Origin of the sequence: Lactobacillus sp. B4015, from assembly GCF_026536055.1 — a bacterium.
Taxonomy (GTDB): Bacteria; Bacillota; Bacilli; order Lactobacillales; family Lactobacillaceae; genus Lactobacillus; species Lactobacillus panisapium.
This window is the reverse complement of record NZ_JAFNOY010000003.1, coordinates 76202-94601: the sequence shown is the minus strand read 5'-3', so window position 1 is coordinate 94601 and position 18400 is coordinate 76202. Positions and strand designations below refer to the sequence as shown.

Here is an 18400-nt window from a genome sequence, read left to right as displayed (position 1 = left end):
TTTAATTCATCTCTTCTAAATAGGCACAAATTAACTTAGCAGCCTTTGCCCCTACCTTTTGCGCAAAATGATCGAAATCTTCATTTGCATCATTATCGCCATTATCTGAAATAGCACGCATAGCTACTAATGGTTTATTGAAATGAGCGGCAACCTGTGCAAAAGCTGCTCCTTCCATTTCAACTCCTAAAGCAGTTGCAAAGTTCGCCTTAATCGCCTCTTTTTGCGCTTCAGAGCCGATAAAAGAATCTCCAGTAACTATTAAACCTTCTTGAAATTTGACTTTCTGTTGCTCTAAAAAAGTAGCAAATCGGTTTCTAGCAGGTGAATCTAGTTTAAAAACTGCGGGTTCTCCCGGAATTTGCCCTTCAACATAATCACCAGCAAGAGTGTTATGCGCATCATGATAAGCAAAAGCGTTAGCTAGTATCAAATCTTCTTTGTGCACTTTCGCCTGTAAAGATCCAGCGGAACCTGTCATGAATATTAAGTCAATATCCACTATGCTTAGCAAGCTAGCTAGGTTCATCGCAGCCTGAACTTTACCTATTCCACTCAAACCAATATAAATATCATTATGGTTAACGCAAAAATGCTCGAATAACGTTGATCCGAACATTTCTTTGCTACCAGAGTGAAAATACTTATGATAATATTCTGCCTCAATTTCCATTGGGACAATAATTGCTATCTTCATTTTTACCCTCGTTAATTTTATAGATGAAATAACGCCAGTAATACCAAAATAATTAAAACTAGCATAATAAAAATTGCTCGATTCAGTTTTTTCTTTAGTCTAAGACCTTTTTGTTCACTAGTAAGTGCACGGTCATTCGGGGAAATATGCGAATTAGCAGTTTTTTGGCTAAAATTGCCTTGTTTTCGCCGCTTTTCGCGCGTATTTTCCCTATTTGGCAGCTGAACATTTGACGCACCCTCATTTTCAGACCGAGTAAATTCAGGGTTAACGTCAACTTCCTCATCATTGCCATCAAATGCCGATTTAATTGTATTGAAAAAGCCCTTATTCTTTTTATGCTTATTTTTCTTACGGTAATCTGATCGTTTTTCAGTCATCTTAATCCTTTGCGTTTGCACCTGTTAAAAGCATATTTTCCCATACGCTCATTGCATACAATGTCTTTGCATCAACAATTTTACCCTGTGCAGAAAGTCTCTTCAACTCTTCTAAACTGAACCAATGGCCAGTTAAAAATTCATCAGAATCAAGTGGCCTTTTATCAGTCAATTTTGTTAATGTATCGCAATAAAATAAATACAATTTCTCATTGGTAAAACCAGGTGACGAATAAAAATCTGTGATTTTTTCCCAATAATCGGCATGGTAGCCGCCCTCTTCATTCAGTTCCCGTTTCATCGCGTCCAAAGGACTCGCATCAGTTTCGTCAACCAAACCAGCAGGAATTTCTAAAGTTAGTTTCTTAATTGGTTCCCGCCATTGTTCAACTAAAAGCATTTCTTGCTTTTCATTTACGGCAATAGCTGCCGCTGCAGGTTGATGCTTAACCACTTCTCTAAGAGTAGTTTCACCATTAGGTAATTTAACTGTTCTAACCGAGAGGTCAACAATTCGACCTGAGAAAATCTGTTTTGAAGAAATTTCAGTTTCTGTTAAATCCATTTATTCACTTTCCTGTAGATTGGGCCAAGTAAACATTTACGCACTGAAGCCCATTTTTTCCTTGAGCAAGTTGATATTTAACTTTTTGCCCAACTTGAAGACGACGATAGCCCTCTTCTTTAATTGCAGTATAAAATACAAAATACGATTTATGGTTCTCACTATCTTCAATAAAACCAAAACTGCTGTTTTGATCAAATTGTTTTACTGTACCTAAACGCATTATTCCTCTAATCCTTCTTGGACAATATCTGGATAATCACTTTTGACTATCTTAGCACAACGTCCACAAATTAGTGGCAAATCTTTGTCCTCACCAATATCAGTTCTGATCATCCGGCAACGTGGACAAACCTCGCCTTCAGCACGTTCAACAATATATGACCCATTAGTCAATTTTTCGGCATTTGCCGGTGCTGGGTCAGTTGCAATGGTTAATTTAGAAACAATTAGAATTTGTCTGAAGTTGGCATCAAGTTTAGCTAAAACAGCTTCAGTTTCCTTATCAGGATAAATTGTCACTGCAGCTTCAAATGACTTACCAATCAACTTCTTATCACGTGCTTGCTCTAAAGCCTTCAAAACATCGTCACGCATACTCATAAATTGTTTCCAGTCTGCTAGTAGTTCCGCCTCATTTTGATATTCGGAAACTTCTGGCATGTCAGCTAATTGGACATAGTCTTCTTTTTCTTTTAAAAATGACCAAATTTCTTCCATCGTGTGAGGCAAGATTGGCGTTAATACTTTGGCTAATTTGACTGCTGCATCGTAAATAACGGTTTGCATTGAGCGTCTAGCATGACTGTCTTGACCTTCAATATACAAAACATCTTTAGCAAAATCCAAGTAGAACGCAGATAAATCATTTGAAATAAATGAAAAGACCTTCTTATAGACCGTATTAAAATCATATTGCTCGTATTTATCTAAGCAAGTTTTTACCAATTGGTTCAAAAGTACTTCGAGATATTGATCAACTGAGTTCAACTCTTCATACGGAATTCGATCTTTTTCTGGATCAAAGTCAGACGTATTGGCAAGCATATAACGGAATGTATTTCTAATCTTCCGGTAGCTCTCTGAGGTCTGCTGCAAAATATCCTGCGAAACGGCAACATCGGAAGTTGCATCTACAGAAGCAACCCAGAGTCGAATAATTTCGGCTCCCATCCGTTTGATTACATCATTTGGTGCGATAACGTTACCAAGTGACTTAGACATTTTATGTCCCTTATCATCAAGGACGAACCCTTGAGATAAAATACTGCGGTATGGCGCTTGTCCTGTAGTAGCAACTGAAGTAATTAAACTTGAGTTAAACCATCCCCGGTATTGATCACTACCTTCAAGGTATAAGTCGGCAGGAAAACGCAAGTTTGGTCTTTTAGCCATTACAGCTTGGTGTGATGACCCTGAATCAAACCAAACATCTAGAATGTCAGTTTCTTTTCTGAATTCACCATTTGGTGAATGCTCAGAGGTAAAGCCTTCCGGTAATAATTCTTTGGCAGTGTGCTTATACCAGGCATTTGAGCCTTCTTTAGCAAAGATTTGCGCAATATGCTCAATTGTTTCTGGCGTTACGATCGGCGTATCATCTTCGGCGTAGAAAATTGGTAACGGAACACCCCAAGCACGTTGACGCGAAATTACCCAGTCTCCCCGGTCCTTAATCATATTATGCAGACGAACTTTACCCCACGAAGGTGTGAAGTTAACTTTATCAATTTGATCAAGAATTTGTTGACGACATTTTTCGATTGAAGCAAACCATTGAGTTGTGGCACGATAAATTACGGGCTTCTTGGTACGCCAATCATGTGGATATGAGTGGGTAAAGAAACTCAATTTTAGCAAATTGCCGGATTTGCGCAATTTTTCTGCAACTACTTTATTTGCATCATCATAAAACATGCCCACTAAATCGGGATCTGGTACTTCAGACGTAAAGCAGCCTTTGTTATCCAATGGACTAAAGACAGGCAAACCATACTTTTGGGCCACATTATAGTCATCTTCACCAAAGCCCGAAGCTGTATGAACTAAGCCTGTACCATCTTCTGCGGTAACGTGCATAGCGTTCATCAGCAGTACATCCTGGCCATATAATGGATGAGTTGCCAGCATATGGTCCATATCTGAGCCTGCTAAATGCTGAACTACCTCATAATTATCCCAACCTAGAGTTTCGGCAACTGCTTTTAAGCGGTCAGTTCCAACAACATATTTTTTGTCATTTACTTTTACAACGGAATAGTCAAAGCTTGGATTAACGGTAATCCCTTGGTTTGCAGGAATAGTCCATGGCGTGGTTGTCCAGATCAAGAAGTAGGTGTCTTTTGGATCTAAAATATTTTTACCGTCTTTAACCGGAAATGCAACAAAAATTGAAGGTGATTTAACATCATGATATTCGACTTCGGCTTCCGCTAAAGTGGATTCACTTGATGGTGACCAATAAACTGGCTTTTTACCCTTATAAATGTAGCCCTTTTCATACATCTTACCAAAAACACGAATTTCTTCAGCTTCGTATTCCGGCTGCAACGTTATATAAGGATGATCCCAATCGCCCATTACACCAAGGCGCTTAAAATCAGCCATTTGCTTTTTGATTTCTTTTTTAGCGTAGTCTTCACATAATTGACGGTAATCTGCTCGACTCATTTCTTTGCGGTTAACGCCCTGTTTCGCTAATTGCTGCTCAATTGGCAAGCCGTGCGTATCCCAGCCAGGAACATAAGGAGCATAGTGACCGCTCATATTTTTAAAGCGAACAATAATATCCTTTGAAATCTTATTTAAAGCATGACCCATGTGGATGTTGCCGTTAGCAAACGGAGGACCATCATGTAAATCAAACCGTGGTTTACCCTCATTTAATTTTAGTCGTTGCTCGTATAATTTATTTTCATCCCATTCTTTTTGCCACTCGGCTTCACGAACTGGAAGATTGCCGCGCATTTTGAACTTAGTTTTACCTAAATTCAGCGTATCTTTCACTCTCATTTAAATTCCTTTCTGTCAAAAAACCTCGTCCTAAAATTAGGGCGAGGTTTATTCATCGTGGTACCACCTAAATTGAGCTTTTAAACTCCACTTATAGATTGCGTAACGTGCAATTACCGAATAAACAATTTAGTTAGCAGCTGATCAACTATCGAGCTCTTATATTAGCCTTACACCACCGCTAATTCGCTGACTTGCTTTCAAGTTTTACTGCCTGTTTATTATTTATGATTCTTATCACTATCGGGAAAAATAATTTGCGCACCAGGTTCTACTATTGGCGCATTTTCATTTTCTCGTAAATTCACCGTTTCAGAATTCGGACTATCTCCAGCCATTGGCTTAGGATCATCTGCGGTGTCTTCAACAAAGTTTACTTCATCATCTCCGCCATTGTCAACCTCAACAGTGAGATCATCGTCGTCATCTTCATCAACAACTTCTTCTGCATCTGTTAACATGATAGGCTCAGCACCATCTGGTGGGTAAAAACGTTCAGTCGAAAAATATTTATCAAGGGCTTTTTGCCATTTCTCATCATCAAGATTTTTGATTGCTTGTTGCAAAAGTTCCTGAATGTAACTTCTATAACCCGCAACTTCTTTTTTAACCCGATCATAATCTTCTTTGATTGTATCTAATTGCTGCTTCTGGTATTCAGTATCAACTTTAGCTTGAGCAGTTTCATTATGAGCTTGTTGCGTAGCTGTATTAATGATTTCTTGGGCTTTTACATGTGCATCAGCTAGTTGAGCCTTGGCTGCTGATTCATTATTATGAAACCTGGTTACTTCCGCTTGTAATTTTTCAACTTGATGATTTAGTTTTGTAATTTGATTTTTCAAATCAACCCTTTCATCAAGTGCATCTCCATAATCATCAACAATCCGATCTAGAAACGCATCAACTTCATGCCGATCATAGCCACTTAGGCCTCGTTTTTTAAATTCTTGATCATGAATGTCCATGGGGGTTAATTTTTTTGTCTGTTTTTTCTTGTCTGCCACAGCTTCAGCACCACCTTAAATTTACCTTTTCTCGTAGACGAGATATTCATTACCTGGCATCTTCCAAAATGTCGCAAACTAATGATATCAGTTTCTTTTACTATTATATTAGAATCTCGCACTCCATGCCAATTTAATTTCACTAAATTCGCGGTAATTGCATCTTTGATTATTTTACGACTCTGTTTACTAATGCCCGATAATACTGCATCAATTCTTAACGATGCAGCGATAATCGTTGCGTCAGTACTATCATCTTCAGCATGCAAAATATCTTTGGCAGCAATTGGCCGAATTTTAACTTGCGAGCGGCCAATTCGGCTAATCTCTTCCTGAAAAAAAGTAACTAACTCATTTTTTACAAAGATTTGCCAATGACCCGCATTGTCAGTAATGATATCACCAAAAGTATCAGTTTCGATTCCAGAATTAGCTATGCTACCTAAAATCGCACTATGCGATAAGTGCGCGAATTTTTGCGGATACACTATTTCGCAAGGTGTAATTTCATAGACGCAAGGAGCTAAATTGACCCAGTCCTCAGCCATATAAACCCGTTTTTTCTCAGCATTAGGGTATCCACCAAATTCTTGAATAAACAGGTCGTTACCACTAATTGTTTTTAAAATATCTCGTTCACCAGGATTTAAAAAATCAGTCAAAATAGGTTGATGCTTAAAAACAATGCTATTGAAAAAACCGGTCATTTTATCAATAACCGATTTTTCTTCTGAATCAAAATATGGATAGAATTTGCTAGCTTGCCGTTTCTTCATTATAAAAAGATCCTTAATAAAATATTAGCAATCCAGCCCAATACGTAATCTTGAATAAAATAAAGCACTAACAATCCAATTAAAAACGATATATCCAAACCAGTCGAATTAGTTAAAGTTTGAATTGGTCCTTTGCGGAACAGATTTACATAAGGGTCAACTAGACGATCAATTAGTCGACCTACAAATGAATCGCGTAGCATCGGCACCCAGCTCATAATTGCATCAATAACCATAACAATACTGTATACCCAAATAATCCACTTAATGGTATTTAGGATGTAATAAATTGCTGTAAGCATTAACTCAAATTATCTTTCTTATCTACTAAATCGCTAATTTTACCATTAGTAACAAACTTCGGCGGGGTTGCCAAGAAAATTTTGTCACCAATACGTTGAATCTCGCCATTTAACGCATAAACAGTGCCAGTAATAAAGTCAACGATTCGACGCGCTGAGGCATCTTCCATTCGACTGAAATTAATAATTACTGCTTTATTACTCAGCAAGTTTTGTGCAACATCTTTTGCGTCTGAATAAACACGGGGTTCATACAAAACAATTTTGCTTTTAGCAGAATTGATTCCAGATTTGATGGAAACCACTTTATCATGATCAATCGCACCATTTGGAATATTATCCTCATCGGTTATTTCTTGGTCATCAACATATTCTTCGCCGTCTAATAACTCGTCTTCGTCATCAGAAACACCGAAAAACTTACCTATTTTACTAAAAGCCATTACATTGCCTCCTATTAGTTTTCACCACGGTGTCTAAAAAACGGGATATCATCTGTATCATCGTCGTCAATAGCACTCGTTTCAATTTGTGAAATACTGCTTTGGTCGTCATCATCAAAAGAAGTCTGTCTTTCACTAGATTCAACACTGGCTGGTGTCGAACGTCTAGTTTCTTGGGTGTCATCACTATTTAAGCCCCAAACACTTGTAGGGTCAACCATAGTCTTATGCTTAGGTGCTGGTTGTACCTGTGTTTGCTGGTTAACCGCCGTTTCTTCTTCAGCAGCAGGTTTTGCAGTACCTTGTTCTGGTATTTGCGAACGTGACTCTTTGCTTGGTTGAGCCTTAACTTGATGACTGCGGCCAGGTAGCTGCTTTGAAGCCTCTTCTTCAGCCTGCGAACTAATTCCTGTTGCAATAACAGTCACAACAACTTCGTCTCCTAAATTAGGATTAATTGAAGTACCAAAGATAATGTTGACATCATCACCAGCGGCCTTGGAAACTATTTCTGAAGCATCTTGTGCTTCAAATAGAGTCAAATCAGGTCCACCAGTAATGTTCAATAGAACTTGCCGAGCACCATCAATTGAAACTTCAAGAAGCGGTGAAGAAATTGCCAACTTAGTAGCTTCAACTGTTCTATTTTCACCACTAGCGCGCCCAATTCCCATTAAAGCAGCACCTTGATTAGCCATAACTGTCTTAACGTCAGCGAAGTCAAGGTTAACGTAATCAGTTGAAGTAATCAAATCAGAAATACCTTGAACACCTTGCTTTAATACATTATCAGCTTCTTTAAAGGCATCCATCATTGGCGTCTTCTTGTCAACCATTTCAAGCAACCGGTTATTTGCAATAATAACAAGTGTATCAACATATTGCTTTAATTGCGAAATACCCTCAGCCGCATTTTTTGAACGCTTCGGGCCTTCAAATGTGAATGGTCGTGTGACTACACCAACAGTTAAAGCACCAGTTTCACGCGCAATTTTTGCCACAACAGGTGCGGCACCGGTACCAGTACCACCACCCATTCCTGCGGTAATAAAAATCATATCTGCACCTTTTAGTGCATCTTCAATTGTTTGTTCGCTTTCTTCTGCTGCTTTTTGACCTACTTCAGGATGTGAACCTGCACCTAAACCACGAGTTAGTTTCGGCCCAAGCTGAATTTTAGTTTCTGCCTTATTACTATTAAGAGCCTGAACATCAGTATTCGCAGCTACAAAAGAAACTCCTTGTACGCCGTCATCGATCATTCGATTAACAGCATTACCACCAGCACCGCCGACACCAATCACTTTGATGACAGCATTTTTATTGTCGTCCGAATCGAATGTGAAATCCATCTAATTAACCACCTTTAATCAAAGAACTTTTTAAAGAAATTCTTAATGCTTTTATCTTTATTTTGCGTATTATTTTTTGATTTGCTTTGCGATCTCTTCTCTCGCTTTAACAACTCATGTCTATTATATTCTTCTTTTACTTTGGTTTCATTACCAGCAACTGCTCTTTTTGAATTTTTAGCAATTTTTTCGTTGTGCTCTTCTGGTTCTCCCAATACGTTTTTACCATAAATGGCACTGATAACCAAAAAGTCAATATCAGACATTTTATATGCATAGTTTACTATACCATAAGCAGCCGAATAAACTGGATTACGCATCCCAATTTGATCAGGTTGATATATTCGCGTTTTAATATTCAGTTTCGAAGCAATGATATTATCAATTCCCTGAAGCAAACTATTGCCGCCAGTAATCACAATCCCACCCGGAAGTTTGAGTGCATCATGCTTTACTAAGCCTTTTTCAATTCGACTGACAATTTGCAAAATTCGTGCATTAATAATTTCACTTAGATAGACTTCATCAACCATTTGTTGGCCGTTAGAACCAACACTGTTAACCGCAAATTTATTCTTAGCTGACGCTAAATTTGGATCAGCGTAGCCATAATCTAACTTAATTTGCTCCGCATCGCTCTTAGATGTACTTAAAACGGCAGAAATATCATTTGTAATATCACTACCACCTTCGAAGTCAATATTTGCATACTTGATCTGACCATTGTGAATAACTGTTGCAGTGGTAACTCCACCGCCTAAATCAAGAATAATTGAACCAAATGTGCGCTCACTTTCATCAAGGGCAACACTAGCAATAGCAAGAGGGGTTGGAATAAAGAAGTTATTTTGATAGCCTGCACGCTCGACTGCTTTTTTGATATTGTGCAATGGGCTCGCTGGTGCAGTTAGCAAAATACCTTGCACAGCCAAAGAATGTGCAATCATTTTGCGAGGATCGTCAACTTCGGTTCTGCCATCGATTAAAAAGCGACTTGGTAAGAAAGCAATTGGTTCCCTTTCACTTTTGACTGCCGATTTAATTGCTGTTTGAACAACTCGTCTTACATCGTTATTGCCGACTTCTTGACCATTGTCGCTAACATTAATTAAATCGCTTGCCGTTTCTAGCTGCAACATTCCTACTGGAATGCCAGTTACGACACGATAAATTTTTGCATTAGTCTTATTTGCAATTTCTTTTAATGCACGTCTAATCGCATTCGCTGTTTCATCAATATCAACAATATTGCCATGACGCATTCCTTTATTTGGAACCGCCACTGCACCTATTACTTTGCCTGAATCCGCAACAACTGCTTTTACGCTGGTAGTACCTATATCCAGTCCCACCAAAAGATTTGTATTGTCCAAAATTAACCCCCCGTCGATGCTCTTTTAAAAAGTTTAACATAAAAAAAGCATAAATTCAGCTTATGTTAAGCCATAAGTCCGCTTTTCATTTGGAGTAAGTGGGCGACTAAATGCTCCTACTTCCAAATCAATCAAACTATTTTTTCCTACTTTAGTCTTTATTTCATTATAATACTTTAATTTGCTTTTGAGAGTCGAGACGTTGCCGATGATTACATTTCCGTCTTTCATCAAAAAAATCACTTGCGATTTTCGACGGGTATTTCCGCTCAAAAGCTTGATCTGACTTTGAAAATCGCTGGGCAAACTATTAAATAGTTTGAGATCGTTTTTCAAAGAAACCTCATGATTGTAGCCAATAAAAACTGGCTTATCTTGACTTACTTTATTCCAAGGTAATAATTGCGTGCCTAGCTTTCCGTGGGATAAAATTTTACAATATCCATTTTCTTTTTTAATATAACCAATCGTTTTATATTCATTGATCTGTAAAACCAGTTGATTAAAATGATTTACGCTAATATTAACATTTTTAATCTCAGTATATTTTTTAGTTAACTTATTATTAACATCGTTTAAATGGAGTATATAATCAATAACCTTGTCACTTGATCGAATTTCAGAAGTTTTAACAACTTGCTTAATCGGTAAATCATTTCCACCTTGGATTTTGACACTCTTAATATTGGCAAGCGGTGAAATATAATAGCCTAAAGCAATAATAAACAAAAGAGAGATACCCACAATTAAGCCTAACCGTTTGAAAAGAGCGCTTTTACGCTCACCATGCAATTTAGAAAGTGAGGCAGAGATTTTAGTTTGGTTTTTTCTTTTCTTTTGCTTAGATTGGTAATCCAAATAGCGTGACAGCTTTTCCTTGGGATCAATCTTAGTTATCCGCTTTTTTGTCAACTGTCTCACCTCCACTCTTAATTATTTTGCAATTTCTTGCATTACCTTTATTACTTGGTCAGAAGCGTCAGGAACGCCAAGCTTTTTAGAAGCATTACTCATTTCATCAGCATATTTGCTATCAAGCAAAATATGGTCGATTGAAGAGATAAAGTTATTAGGGTTTAGGTCATTTTCGGCAATTACTGTTGCTGCACCCCTTTTCTCAAGGTCTAAAGCATTAATCATTTGATGATTATGAGTCACGTTAGGGCTTGGAATTAAAATTGCCGGCACACCAAGTGCTGTAATTTCGGCAATACTCGTCGCACCTGATCTTGAGACGACACACGTCATTTTCGGTAGCAACGCTGGCATATCTTTGACATAAGGAAGAATTTTAATTGTTTTCCCGTAATTAATGCCTGCTAGTTTCTTCTGGATTTCATCATAATAATAAGTTCCAGTTACCCAAATAATTTGATAGGGCTTCTTTTCCAATTTAGTTAACGATTTTAACATAATTCGATTAATCGTTAACGCCCCACGGGAGCCACCAAAGACTAGAACGGTGGGAGTTTTAGGATTTAAGCCCCACTTACTCTGCAAATCTACCTTCGACGCAGCCAAACCTAAAACTTGTTGCGAACGTGGATTACCAGTTTTAACCAGTTTTTTCTTTTCCCGAAATTGTTTAGCAGCATCGTCAAAGGTATAACATATTTTATCAACATAATGACCTAAAAACTTATTTGCCACACCGACAACCGAATTAGATTCATGAATCATCGTGGGAACGTGCAACTTGGCTGCAGCAAAAACTATTGCTCCACTAACATAGCCCCCGGTCCCAACAACTACGTCAGGCTTAAAATCAGTAATAATTTTCTTAGCCCTTTTAGTAGCCTTCATAAATAGGCTAACAGTGGCAAAATTGCTTAATAAATGTTTCCGACTAAATCCTTGAATTTCAATTGTCTGAAAGTTAACTCCCGCGGCAGGAACAATCTTCGCTTCAAGTCCCTTTTTAGTCCCAACAAATAGAATTTCATCATTTGTTGCAATATTTCTTTCTTTTAATCTTTCAATTAATGCCATTATTGGATAAATGTGGCCACCTGTACCGCCACCTGTAAAAATAATCCTCATTTTACTTCGTTTTAAGTTCCTTAACAAAATTTACAAAATAATCACCACGTTCTTCAAAGGTTCTAAACTGATCCCAGGAAGCACAGGCTGGTGAAAATAGCAAAATATCACCCGGACTGGTTAACTCATAGGCCTTAGGGACAGCTTCTTGAAGTGAATTTTCAATAACAATTTCCTTGATACCGGCCTTTCTAGCTGCATCAGCCAGTAAATAGCGCGTCTCACCATACAGAACAATTGCTTTGACGTGCTTTTTTAGTAACGGCACCAATGAATCAAAATTAAATCCGCGATCAAGGCCGCCAGCAATCAGCACTTCTGGTTCACTAAAGGAAGGTATGGCCACGGTTGCAGCCTCGATATTAGTTGACTTTGAATCGTTATATATTTTTCGATCGTCTAATGTCATAACATATTGCAATCGGTGCTTAGCTCCGGTAAATGTAGCTAGCACCTTGCGAATATCGTCATCATTTGCGCCCATCATCTGCGCAATTGCACTGGCAACAAGAGCATTTTGCTGATTATGAATTCCCGGGAGTTTCATGTCCTGTGTCTTCATAATCTTACCTTCATGACTCTGCAAATAACCATCAGCGATAAAATAATCTGCTGCTTGATCATTCTCAGAAAAGGTTAGTACCTTGGCCTTGGTTGCTTCTTTTTCTTTTGCTAAAATTTCCTTTTGGTCAAAGTTAGCCAAAAAGTAATCTTGGGACGTTTGTGTTCGCGTAACATTTAATTTGGCATTAACATAATTCGCATATGTCTTGTGGTAATCCAAGTGGACATTATGATAAATATCAACGATTGCTGCAACTTTAGGGTCAATATCAGCCACTCCCAATAATTGAAAACTCGACATTTCAACAACTAAAATGTCATCCTTGGTAGCTTTTTCGACCACCTGAGAAATTGGAACTCCGATATTACCAACAGCATAAGCATGGTGATTTTGCGGGGCTAAATGATGCTCAAGTATTTGCTGCGTCAGCATAACTGTCGTAGTCTTACCATTTGAACCGGTAACACAAACATAAGGTGCCTCACTCACGTTTAGGGCAATTTCTGGTTCAGTAATTACTGGAATAGACAAATCAAGAGCTTTTTTTACCATTGGATTGTCATACGGAATACCAGGATTTTTGACTAAATAATCAAAATGCTCGTCACTTAATAGTTCAACTGGATGGTGACCACCAATTACGCGTACACCTAATTCCTTGAGCTTTTGGGCATGCTCGTTTTGTGCAAGTTCAGCCTGGTCGTTCAAAGTCAGCTTTGCACCAAGTTTAAGCAACAACATACTTACTGCAAAACCACTTTTTCCTAGGCCTAAAACTAAAATATTCTTATCGACATATTTTTTTATTTGCCTCATTATTTTTTAACCCCAAATTATTAAATATAAAATACTACCAATTAAACCAATAATCCAAAAAATGATATCAACTTTCCATTCGGAATAGCCAAGCATCTCAAAATGGTGATGAATCGGCGTCATTTTGAATATTCTTTTGCCTGTAGTCTGGTAAGAAATAACTTGAAGAATTACACTAGCCGTTTCGCAAACAAAAACAATTCCAATCAAAAGCAATGACCACGGTCTATTTAAGAATAAACTAACAGCAGCTAATCCGCCACCAAGTGCTAAGGAGCCGGCATCACCCATAAAAATTTTAGCAGGTTTATGGTTAAAAATAAAAAATGAAATTAAACCGCCGATAACACTCATACAGAAAATGAGAACCGCAAAATTCTCTTGCTTAAGAGCCAAATAGGCATATGTCGCATATGCAATGATTGATAACCCTGTTGCTAGCCCATCTAGCCCATCTGACAAGTTAACTGCGTTTGAAAAGCCAACCAGCCAGAAAATTTCAAAAATTGTGAATAGAACAACGCTAGTGACAGTGCCAATAAAGGGAATATATAGACCAAAACTAAAATGATCTGTTGCTGCAATACCAATAATAATGACTGCAATCAAAATCTGTAGTGCAAATTTTTGCCAGGCTTTTAATCCAAGATTGCGTTTATAAAATAGCTTAATACCATCGTCTAAAAAGCCAATAATACCGTATCCTAATAAACTGATTAATAAAATCCAGATTAATTTATTTAATTGATTTTGCCAGCAGGCAACCCATACGGTGGAAATAACCGTCGAAAGAACAAAAACAACACCACCCATCGTTGGCGTTCCTGATTTTTTTTCGTGCCACTTTGGACCTTCATCTCGAATTTCTTGTCCTTCATGATGGCTCCGCATAAAAATAATCATCCACGGTAAAAAAATACCGGTTAAGACTAATGAACTAACTAATGCAATGATGCTGATTACTAGCATAAAAAGTGCTACTCCTTTAATTTAACTTTGATTTTTGTTCCCGACTTTATGGTTGAATTCACCGAACGGCTTTGCTCTTTCACGACGCCAGTTCCCTGAATTGTAATTTTTGCGCCAGTCAAGTCAGCAAACTGGTGCAAATCGTCAATTGTCCAGTTTTTCATATTTGGACAAGTAATCTTGCCGGAAGTCATGACAAACATTCGCTTTCCGGCTTCTTGCTTCTGGTTATGTTTAATTGACTGTTCAGTTATTTTATCACCACTACCTATCTTGGCAAGCCTTAAGCCCAGTTGACGAGCCTTTTTTTGTGCCTCAGAATAAGTCATTCCTGTGAAGTCAGGTATTTTAACAATCGTTGAATCATCGACCTCATTTTTCGACATTAAAATGACCCGGTTCATCACTGGCTTAAAAATTGATGACAGGATTACTTCAGCTGGTTTAGTCATTTTACGTGGCTGCTTTACAGTAATATAGATACAATACCGCGGATGTTTAGCTGGCGTCACACCGACAACTGAAAAAGTATAATTATTATCGCCCTTGAGGTAGCCACCACCTTTAAGATTAGCAATTTGTGCCGTACCAGTTTTAACGGCAATGCTTTCACCCTTAATACGATAAACAGATCCAGTACCAATTTGTTTATCTAACACCCGTCGCATATTTGCTAAGACGACTTGAGCCGTTTCTTTTGAATAAACCGGTTGACCAACTTTTTTTACTTGATAACCAGAAATTGTCTTACCTTCGGCATTAGTAATTTTGTCAACGAATTGAGGCTTAACCATTTGACCGTCATTAGCCAAACTACTGAATGCCTGCATCATTTGCATCACATTGACGTTAACACCTTGGCCAAAACTAGTAACCGCTTGGTCAATTGGCGATTTAAACGCAAGTAACCCTGGTTGTTCCCCTGGTAATGTTACATCCGTTTTTTGACCGATATGAAATTTATTCAGATACTTACGCCAAGTTTTTGCGCCCATTTGTTGCTCGATATGGACAAATCCGGTGTTACTGGACCGTGGGAAGGCTTGAGAAAACGGAATACTACCCCAGCCATGCGGTTGCCAGTCGTGAATTACAGAACCGCTAACCGTGACTGACCCTGAATTATAGTATTGATTTGGATGATAACTGCCACTATTAACCGCCGCAGATAGCGTTAATACCTTGAAAACAGAACCCGGTTCATAAGTATCTTGCACTAAAATGTTACGATAAGAATTTTCAATTCCCTTTTTTGTTTGTGGATTAAAAGTTGGTCTTTGTGAAGCAGCCAAAATTTTACCCGTTTTTATGTCTTCGACCACAGCCGTCATTGAAACTGGGGAAAAATTATTTTGAACATATGACAAGCGGCTTTCAAGATATTCTTGAAGTTGAGAATCAATAGTTAGGTAAAGATTATTACCATTTTTAGGTGATTGAAAGTTTTGAACGCTATTCGGTGTTTGAAAATTAGAAGCATCAACTGATGATATTTGATAACCATCCTTACCGGAAAGCTGATCGTTATACCAAGCCTCAAGCCCCATTGTACCAACTAAATTCTGGGTTTGCTTCTTCTTATCATATTCGGGGCTTGCTACCCCGATCACATGAGAAGCAAAATTACCGTTAGGATATAGGCGCGATTGCGTTTCGAAGAATTTAATTCCCGGAAGCTTCATTTTTTCAATTTGATCCTTTTGCCTTTTGGTTAAACCAATTCCCGCAGTCCCAAACTGAACTTGAAAAACAGGATGAGCAGGATTCAAATAATGCAGTATTTGACTACTTGATAATGGCAGCACCTTAGCTAACTTGGCAGCCGTTTCTTCTTTATTGACAACGTATTCAGGCTTATTTTTATAATTGATCGAAGACTTATCCAAGATGGCATAAACAGTATATAGATGCGAGTCCTGTGCAACCGCTAAACCATTTCGATCATAAATCGTTCCCCTAGTTGCCTTCAGAACTTGATTACGCATATAAAGCTGTTCTGTCTTTTTAGTTAAATCTTCTCCACTAACAGTCTTGGAGATTCCAATATACAAAAATCTGCCTATAAATACAAGAAAAACCAAAGCTACGGTTACCTGGAGGAATCTACCTACTGTAAAACGGTATTTGTGAGCTTTGGATTTTTGCAAAATTAAATTACTATTGTGCTTTTTCATTAGCGAATAGTCCTAATATTTTTTTCAATTAGAGTCAACCCTTTATTCTTGGCAATTTTATTCATTCTTGCGCTTGAGGTTAACTCACCTAATTCTTGATGTAAGTCACTAACTTGATTTTGCCCTTTTGCAACTGCACGTTGCACACTGGTTAATTCATGTTGTGCTGAAGTGGCAGAAATGCTTGAAGAAACTAATAGGGTCATTAATCCCAGTGTAATAATGGTTCCTAGAACAAGCAAAGATTTTTCTAGGCCATTCCAAGCAATGCGACTATGATCTAAGACCTGCCGTTTTCGTTGCTCAGGCTTTTGTTGTTTATTAGGATTAAATTCTACTTTTCTTGCTAAACTATCAGCCATTACTATTTTCCTCTTCACAATTTTTCCGCAACCCGCAACTTTGCACTGTGTGAGCGGTTATTGTTTTTTAACTCTTCGTCTGAAGCAATGATTGGTTTACGATTAACCAAGCGAAGTGTTGGCTTCATACTATCTGGTACCATCGGCATTCCTCTCGGAACTTCAACTTCTGAGTATTTCTTAAAAATGTTTTTTACGATTTTGTCTTCGTCAGACTGAAAAGTTATCACACTAATTCTACCGTTTGGCTTCAAAAGCTCAATGGCTTCTTCAAGTGATTCCTGCAAAACATCAAGTTCGTGGTTAACTGCCACTCTTAAAGCTTGAAATGTTTTCTTTGCAGGATGGCCTCCAGTCCGGCGTGCAAACGCAGGTATTGCTTCTTTAATAACCTCTACCAATTCAAAAGTTGTTTCTATTGGTTTCTTTTGTCTTCTTTCGACGATTTTGCGAGAAATTTGGCGGGAATATTTTTCATCCCCAAACTTATACAAAATATTAGCTAATTCTTTTTGACTCGAATTGTTAACTAATTGATATGCATCAAGTGCTTGGCTTTGATCCATTCTCATATCTAATCTAGCATCGAAACGGTATGAAAAGCCACGTCCTGCTTGATCAAATTGAGGAGATGAAACCCCTAAATCATAGTATATACCGTCAATGTCATTTTGATAACCAAGATCTACTAGGTTCTTCTTCAAATGACTAAAATTGTCGTGTACAAGTTTTAACTTAGGTTCACTATCAGGATTTAACAAATCTACAAAGTTTAACTGTGCTGACTTTATTGCATATTCATCTTGATCGAAACCAATTAGTGTTCCTCGCTCAATTTTGCTTAGCAAATATTTTGCATGTCCGCCACCACCGAAAGTCGCGTCTACGTAAAGACCACCATCATGGGGTTTTAAATTTTCGATTGTTTCATGTAAGAGTACACTGGTGTGTTTGAATTCTATAGTCATATTAAAGCTCGATATCGTCCAAATCTTCTGCGATGTCATCATAGTTTTCATTAGCTTGGTCGCTAAATTCTTCCCAACGTTCTTTTGACCAAATTTCAATCCGGTCTGAAACGCCAACAATGACACATTCTTTAATCAAAGATGCGTGTTTCTTCAGTGTTGTGGTCAGATTAACACGTCCTTGCTTATCGAATTCGCATTCCATTGCACCAGAGTAGAACAAACGCGTAAAACTACGCGCATTTCTCTTAGTCAACGGAAGTTGTGCTAACTTAGCCTCAATTTTTTGCCATGCTTCAGTAGTATAGCCAAAAATGCAGCCTTCCATTCCACGAGTAAAAATCATCTTGTCACCAATCTGAGTACGCAAACGAGCGGGAATAATTAACCGCCCTTTATTGTCAAGATTGTGATGGTATTCACCCATGAACATGGTCTAGCCCCCTTCCAATTAATAATTTACCACATTTCACCACTTCCTACCACTTTTTAGTATAAAATTTACATTTTTTATTTATCCATGTTTAAAAGCAAAAAAAGATCGAAATCTCATGCGAGATTTCGACCCTTTAAGTTCATTTTATTAGTGTCACGTCAGC

The 18400-nt window shown here is 37.9% G+C and carries 19 protein-coding genes; all 19 read right to left on the bottom strand.

All coding sequences use genetic code 11. The annotated features are described in order from the left end of the window. Position 1 precedes the first annotated feature (1 nt). Positions 2-697, bottom strand: a complete 696-nt coding sequence (locus J3U71_RS03740) for a 5'-methylthioadenosine/adenosylhomocysteine nucleosidase (protein WP_220269583.1) — start codon at positions 695-697, stop codon at positions 2-4. Between the two features lie 17 nt (positions 698-714). Then, positions 715-1077 (bottom strand): hypothetical protein, encoded by a 363-nt coding sequence (locus J3U71_RS03735; protein WP_220269582.1) that lies wholly within the window; start codon positions 1075-1077, stop codon positions 715-717. Position 1078: 1 nt separating this feature from the next. Then, a complete protein-coding gene (locus tag J3U71_RS03730) occupies positions 1079-1642 on the bottom strand; it encodes an NUDIX hydrolase (protein WP_267392714.1) in 564 nt (187 codons plus the stop codon). A 4-nt stretch (positions 1643-1646) separates the two neighbouring features. Continuing rightward, positions 1647-1865: a cold-shock protein gene (locus J3U71_RS03725; RefSeq protein ID WP_103751535.1), complete on the bottom strand. Its 219-nt coding sequence runs from the start codon at positions 1863-1865 to the stop codon at positions 1647-1649. Beyond that, positions 1865-4654, bottom strand: a complete 2790-nt coding sequence (gene ileS, locus J3U71_RS03720) for an isoleucine--tRNA ligase (RefSeq protein ID WP_267392715.1) — start codon at positions 4652-4654, stop codon at positions 1865-1867. Before ileS ends, J3U71_RS03725 begins: the two co-directional genes overlap by 1 nt. 221 nt (positions 4655-4875) lie before the next feature. Beyond that, positions 4876-5661 carry a DivIVA domain-containing protein gene (locus J3U71_RS03715; protein ID WP_267392716.1) on the bottom strand — a complete coding sequence of 262 codons (786 nt, stop codon included), beginning with the start codon at positions 5659-5661 and terminating at the stop codon, positions 4876-4878. After that, positions 5628-6437, bottom strand: coding sequence for an RNA-binding protein (locus J3U71_RS03710; RefSeq protein ID WP_267392717.1), 810 nt, complete (start codon positions 6435-6437; stop codon positions 5628-5630). The genes J3U71_RS03715 and J3U71_RS03710 overlap by 34 nt, the downstream gene beginning before the upstream one ends. Then, complete coding sequence (locus J3U71_RS03705) at positions 6437-6739, bottom strand: YggT family protein (RefSeq protein ID WP_103751531.1); 303 nt, start codon at positions 6737-6739, stop codon at positions 6437-6439. Before J3U71_RS03705 ends, J3U71_RS03710 begins: the two co-directional genes overlap by 1 nt. Beyond that, positions 6739-7182: a cell division protein SepF gene (locus tag J3U71_RS03700; RefSeq protein ID WP_220221081.1), complete on the bottom strand. Its 444-nt coding sequence runs from the start codon at positions 7180-7182 to the stop codon at positions 6739-6741. Before J3U71_RS03700 ends, J3U71_RS03705 begins: the two co-directional genes overlap by 1 nt. 14 nt (positions 7183-7196) lie before the next feature. Then, positions 7197-8534: a cell division protein FtsZ gene (gene ftsZ / locus J3U71_RS03695; protein WP_220269577.1), complete on the bottom strand. Its 1338-nt coding sequence runs from the start codon at positions 8532-8534 to the stop codon at positions 7197-7199. Positions 8535-8548: 14 nt separating this feature from the next. Then, entirely contained in the window at positions 8549-9907 is a 1359-nt protein-coding gene (gene ftsA, locus J3U71_RS03690) for a cell division protein FtsA (protein ID WP_220269576.1), read from the bottom strand. A gap of 60 nt (positions 9908-9967) precedes the next feature. Further along, positions 9968-10819, bottom strand: a complete 852-nt coding sequence (locus tag J3U71_RS03685) for a cell division protein FtsQ/DivIB (protein ID WP_267392718.1) — start codon at positions 10817-10819, stop codon at positions 9968-9970. Between the two features lie 21 nt (positions 10820-10840). Beyond that, positions 10841-11947: an undecaprenyldiphospho-muramoylpentapeptide beta-N-acetylglucosaminyltransferase gene (murG, locus tag J3U71_RS03680; protein WP_220269574.1), complete on the bottom strand. Its 1107-nt coding sequence runs from the start codon at positions 11945-11947 to the stop codon at positions 10841-10843. A 1-nt stretch (position 11948) separates the two neighbouring features. Continuing rightward, the gene (gene murD / locus J3U71_RS03675) at positions 11949-13328 is read right to left on the bottom strand and encodes a UDP-N-acetylmuramoyl-L-alanine--D-glutamate ligase (RefSeq protein ID WP_220269573.1); all 1380 of its coding nucleotides are present in this window, start codon (positions 13326-13328) and stop codon (positions 11949-11951) included. A gap of 6 nt (positions 13329-13334) precedes the next feature. Continuing rightward, a complete protein-coding gene (gene mraY / locus J3U71_RS03670; protein ID WP_267392719.1) occupies positions 13335-14297 on the bottom strand; it encodes a phospho-N-acetylmuramoyl-pentapeptide-transferase in 963 nt (320 codons plus the stop codon). Positions 14298-14305: 8 nt separating this feature from the next. Next, positions 14306-16471: a penicillin-binding protein gene (locus J3U71_RS03665; protein ID WP_267392720.1), complete on the bottom strand. Its 2166-nt coding sequence runs from the start codon at positions 16469-16471 to the stop codon at positions 14306-14308. Beyond that, the gene (gene ftsL / locus J3U71_RS03660; RefSeq protein ID WP_220269570.1) at positions 16471-16833 is read right to left on the bottom strand and encodes a cell division protein FtsL; all 363 of its coding nucleotides are present in this window, start codon (positions 16831-16833) and stop codon (positions 16471-16473) included. The genes J3U71_RS03665 and ftsL overlap by 1 nt, the downstream gene beginning before the upstream one ends. Before the next feature lie 14 nt (positions 16834-16847). Beyond that, on the bottom strand, positions 16848-17795 hold the full coding sequence (gene rsmH / locus J3U71_RS03655) for a 16S rRNA (cytosine(1402)-N(4))-methyltransferase RsmH (RefSeq protein WP_267392783.1): 948 nt from the start codon (positions 17793-17795) through the stop codon (positions 16848-16850). 7 nt (positions 17796-17802) lie between these two features. Further along, positions 17803-18234, bottom strand: coding sequence for a division/cell wall cluster transcriptional repressor MraZ (mraZ, locus tag J3U71_RS03650; RefSeq protein ID WP_220269569.1), 432 nt, complete (start codon positions 18232-18234; stop codon positions 17803-17805). Positions 18235-18400 lie beyond the last annotated feature (166 nt).

Bases quoted from the DNA above. Each gene is read 5' to 3' on its own strand.
- J3U71_RS03740 (WP_220269583.1), bottom strand. From the start codon at position 697: ATGAAGATAGCAATTATTGTCCCAATGGAAATTGAGGCAGAATATTAT.
- J3U71_RS03735 (WP_220269582.1), bottom strand. From the start codon at position 1,077: ATGACTGAAAAACGATCAGATTACCGTAAGAAAAATAAGCATAAAAAG.
- J3U71_RS03730 (WP_267392714.1), bottom strand. From the start codon at position 1,642: ATGGATTTAACAGAAACTGAAATTTCTTCAAAACAGATTTTCTCAGGT.
- J3U71_RS03725 (WP_103751535.1), bottom strand. From the start codon at position 1,865: ATGCGTTTAGGTACAGTAAAACAATTTGATCAAAACAGCAGTTTTGGT.
- ileS (WP_267392715.1), bottom strand. From the start codon at position 4,654: ATGAGAGTGAAAGATACGCTGAATTTAGGTAAAACTAAGTTCAAAATG.
- J3U71_RS03710 (WP_267392717.1), bottom strand. From the start codon at position 6,437: ATGAAGAAACGGCAAGCTAGCAAATTCTATCCATATTTTGATTCAGAA.
- J3U71_RS03705 (WP_103751531.1), bottom strand. From the start codon at position 6,739: ATGCTTACAGCAATTTATTACATCCTAAATACCATTAAGTGGATTATT.
- J3U71_RS03700 (WP_220221081.1), bottom strand. From the start codon at position 7,182: ATGGCTTTTAGTAAAATAGGTAAGTTTTTCGGTGTTTCTGATGACGAA.
- ftsZ (WP_220269577.1), bottom strand. From the start codon at position 8,534: ATGGATTTCACATTCGATTCGGACGACAATAAAAATGCTGTCATCAAA.
- murG (WP_220269574.1), bottom strand. From the start codon at position 11,947: ATGAGGATTATTTTTACAGGTGGCGGTACAGGTGGCCACATTTATCCA.
- murD (WP_220269573.1), bottom strand. From the start codon at position 13,328: ATGAGGCAAATAAAAAAATATGTCGATAAGAATATTTTAGTTTTAGGC.
- mraY (WP_267392719.1), bottom strand. From the start codon at position 14,297: ATGCTAGTAATCAGCATCATTGCATTAGTTAGTTCATTAGTCTTAACC.
- J3U71_RS03665 (WP_267392720.1), bottom strand. From the start codon at position 16,471: ATGAAAAAGCACAATAGTAATTTAATTTTGCAAAAATCCAAAGCTCAC.
- ftsL (WP_220269570.1), bottom strand. From the start codon at position 16,833: ATGGCTGATAGTTTAGCAAGAAAAGTAGAATTTAATCCTAATAAACAA.
- mraZ (WP_220269569.1), bottom strand. From the start codon at position 18,234: ATGTTCATGGGTGAATACCATCACAATCTTGACAATAAAGGGCGGTTA.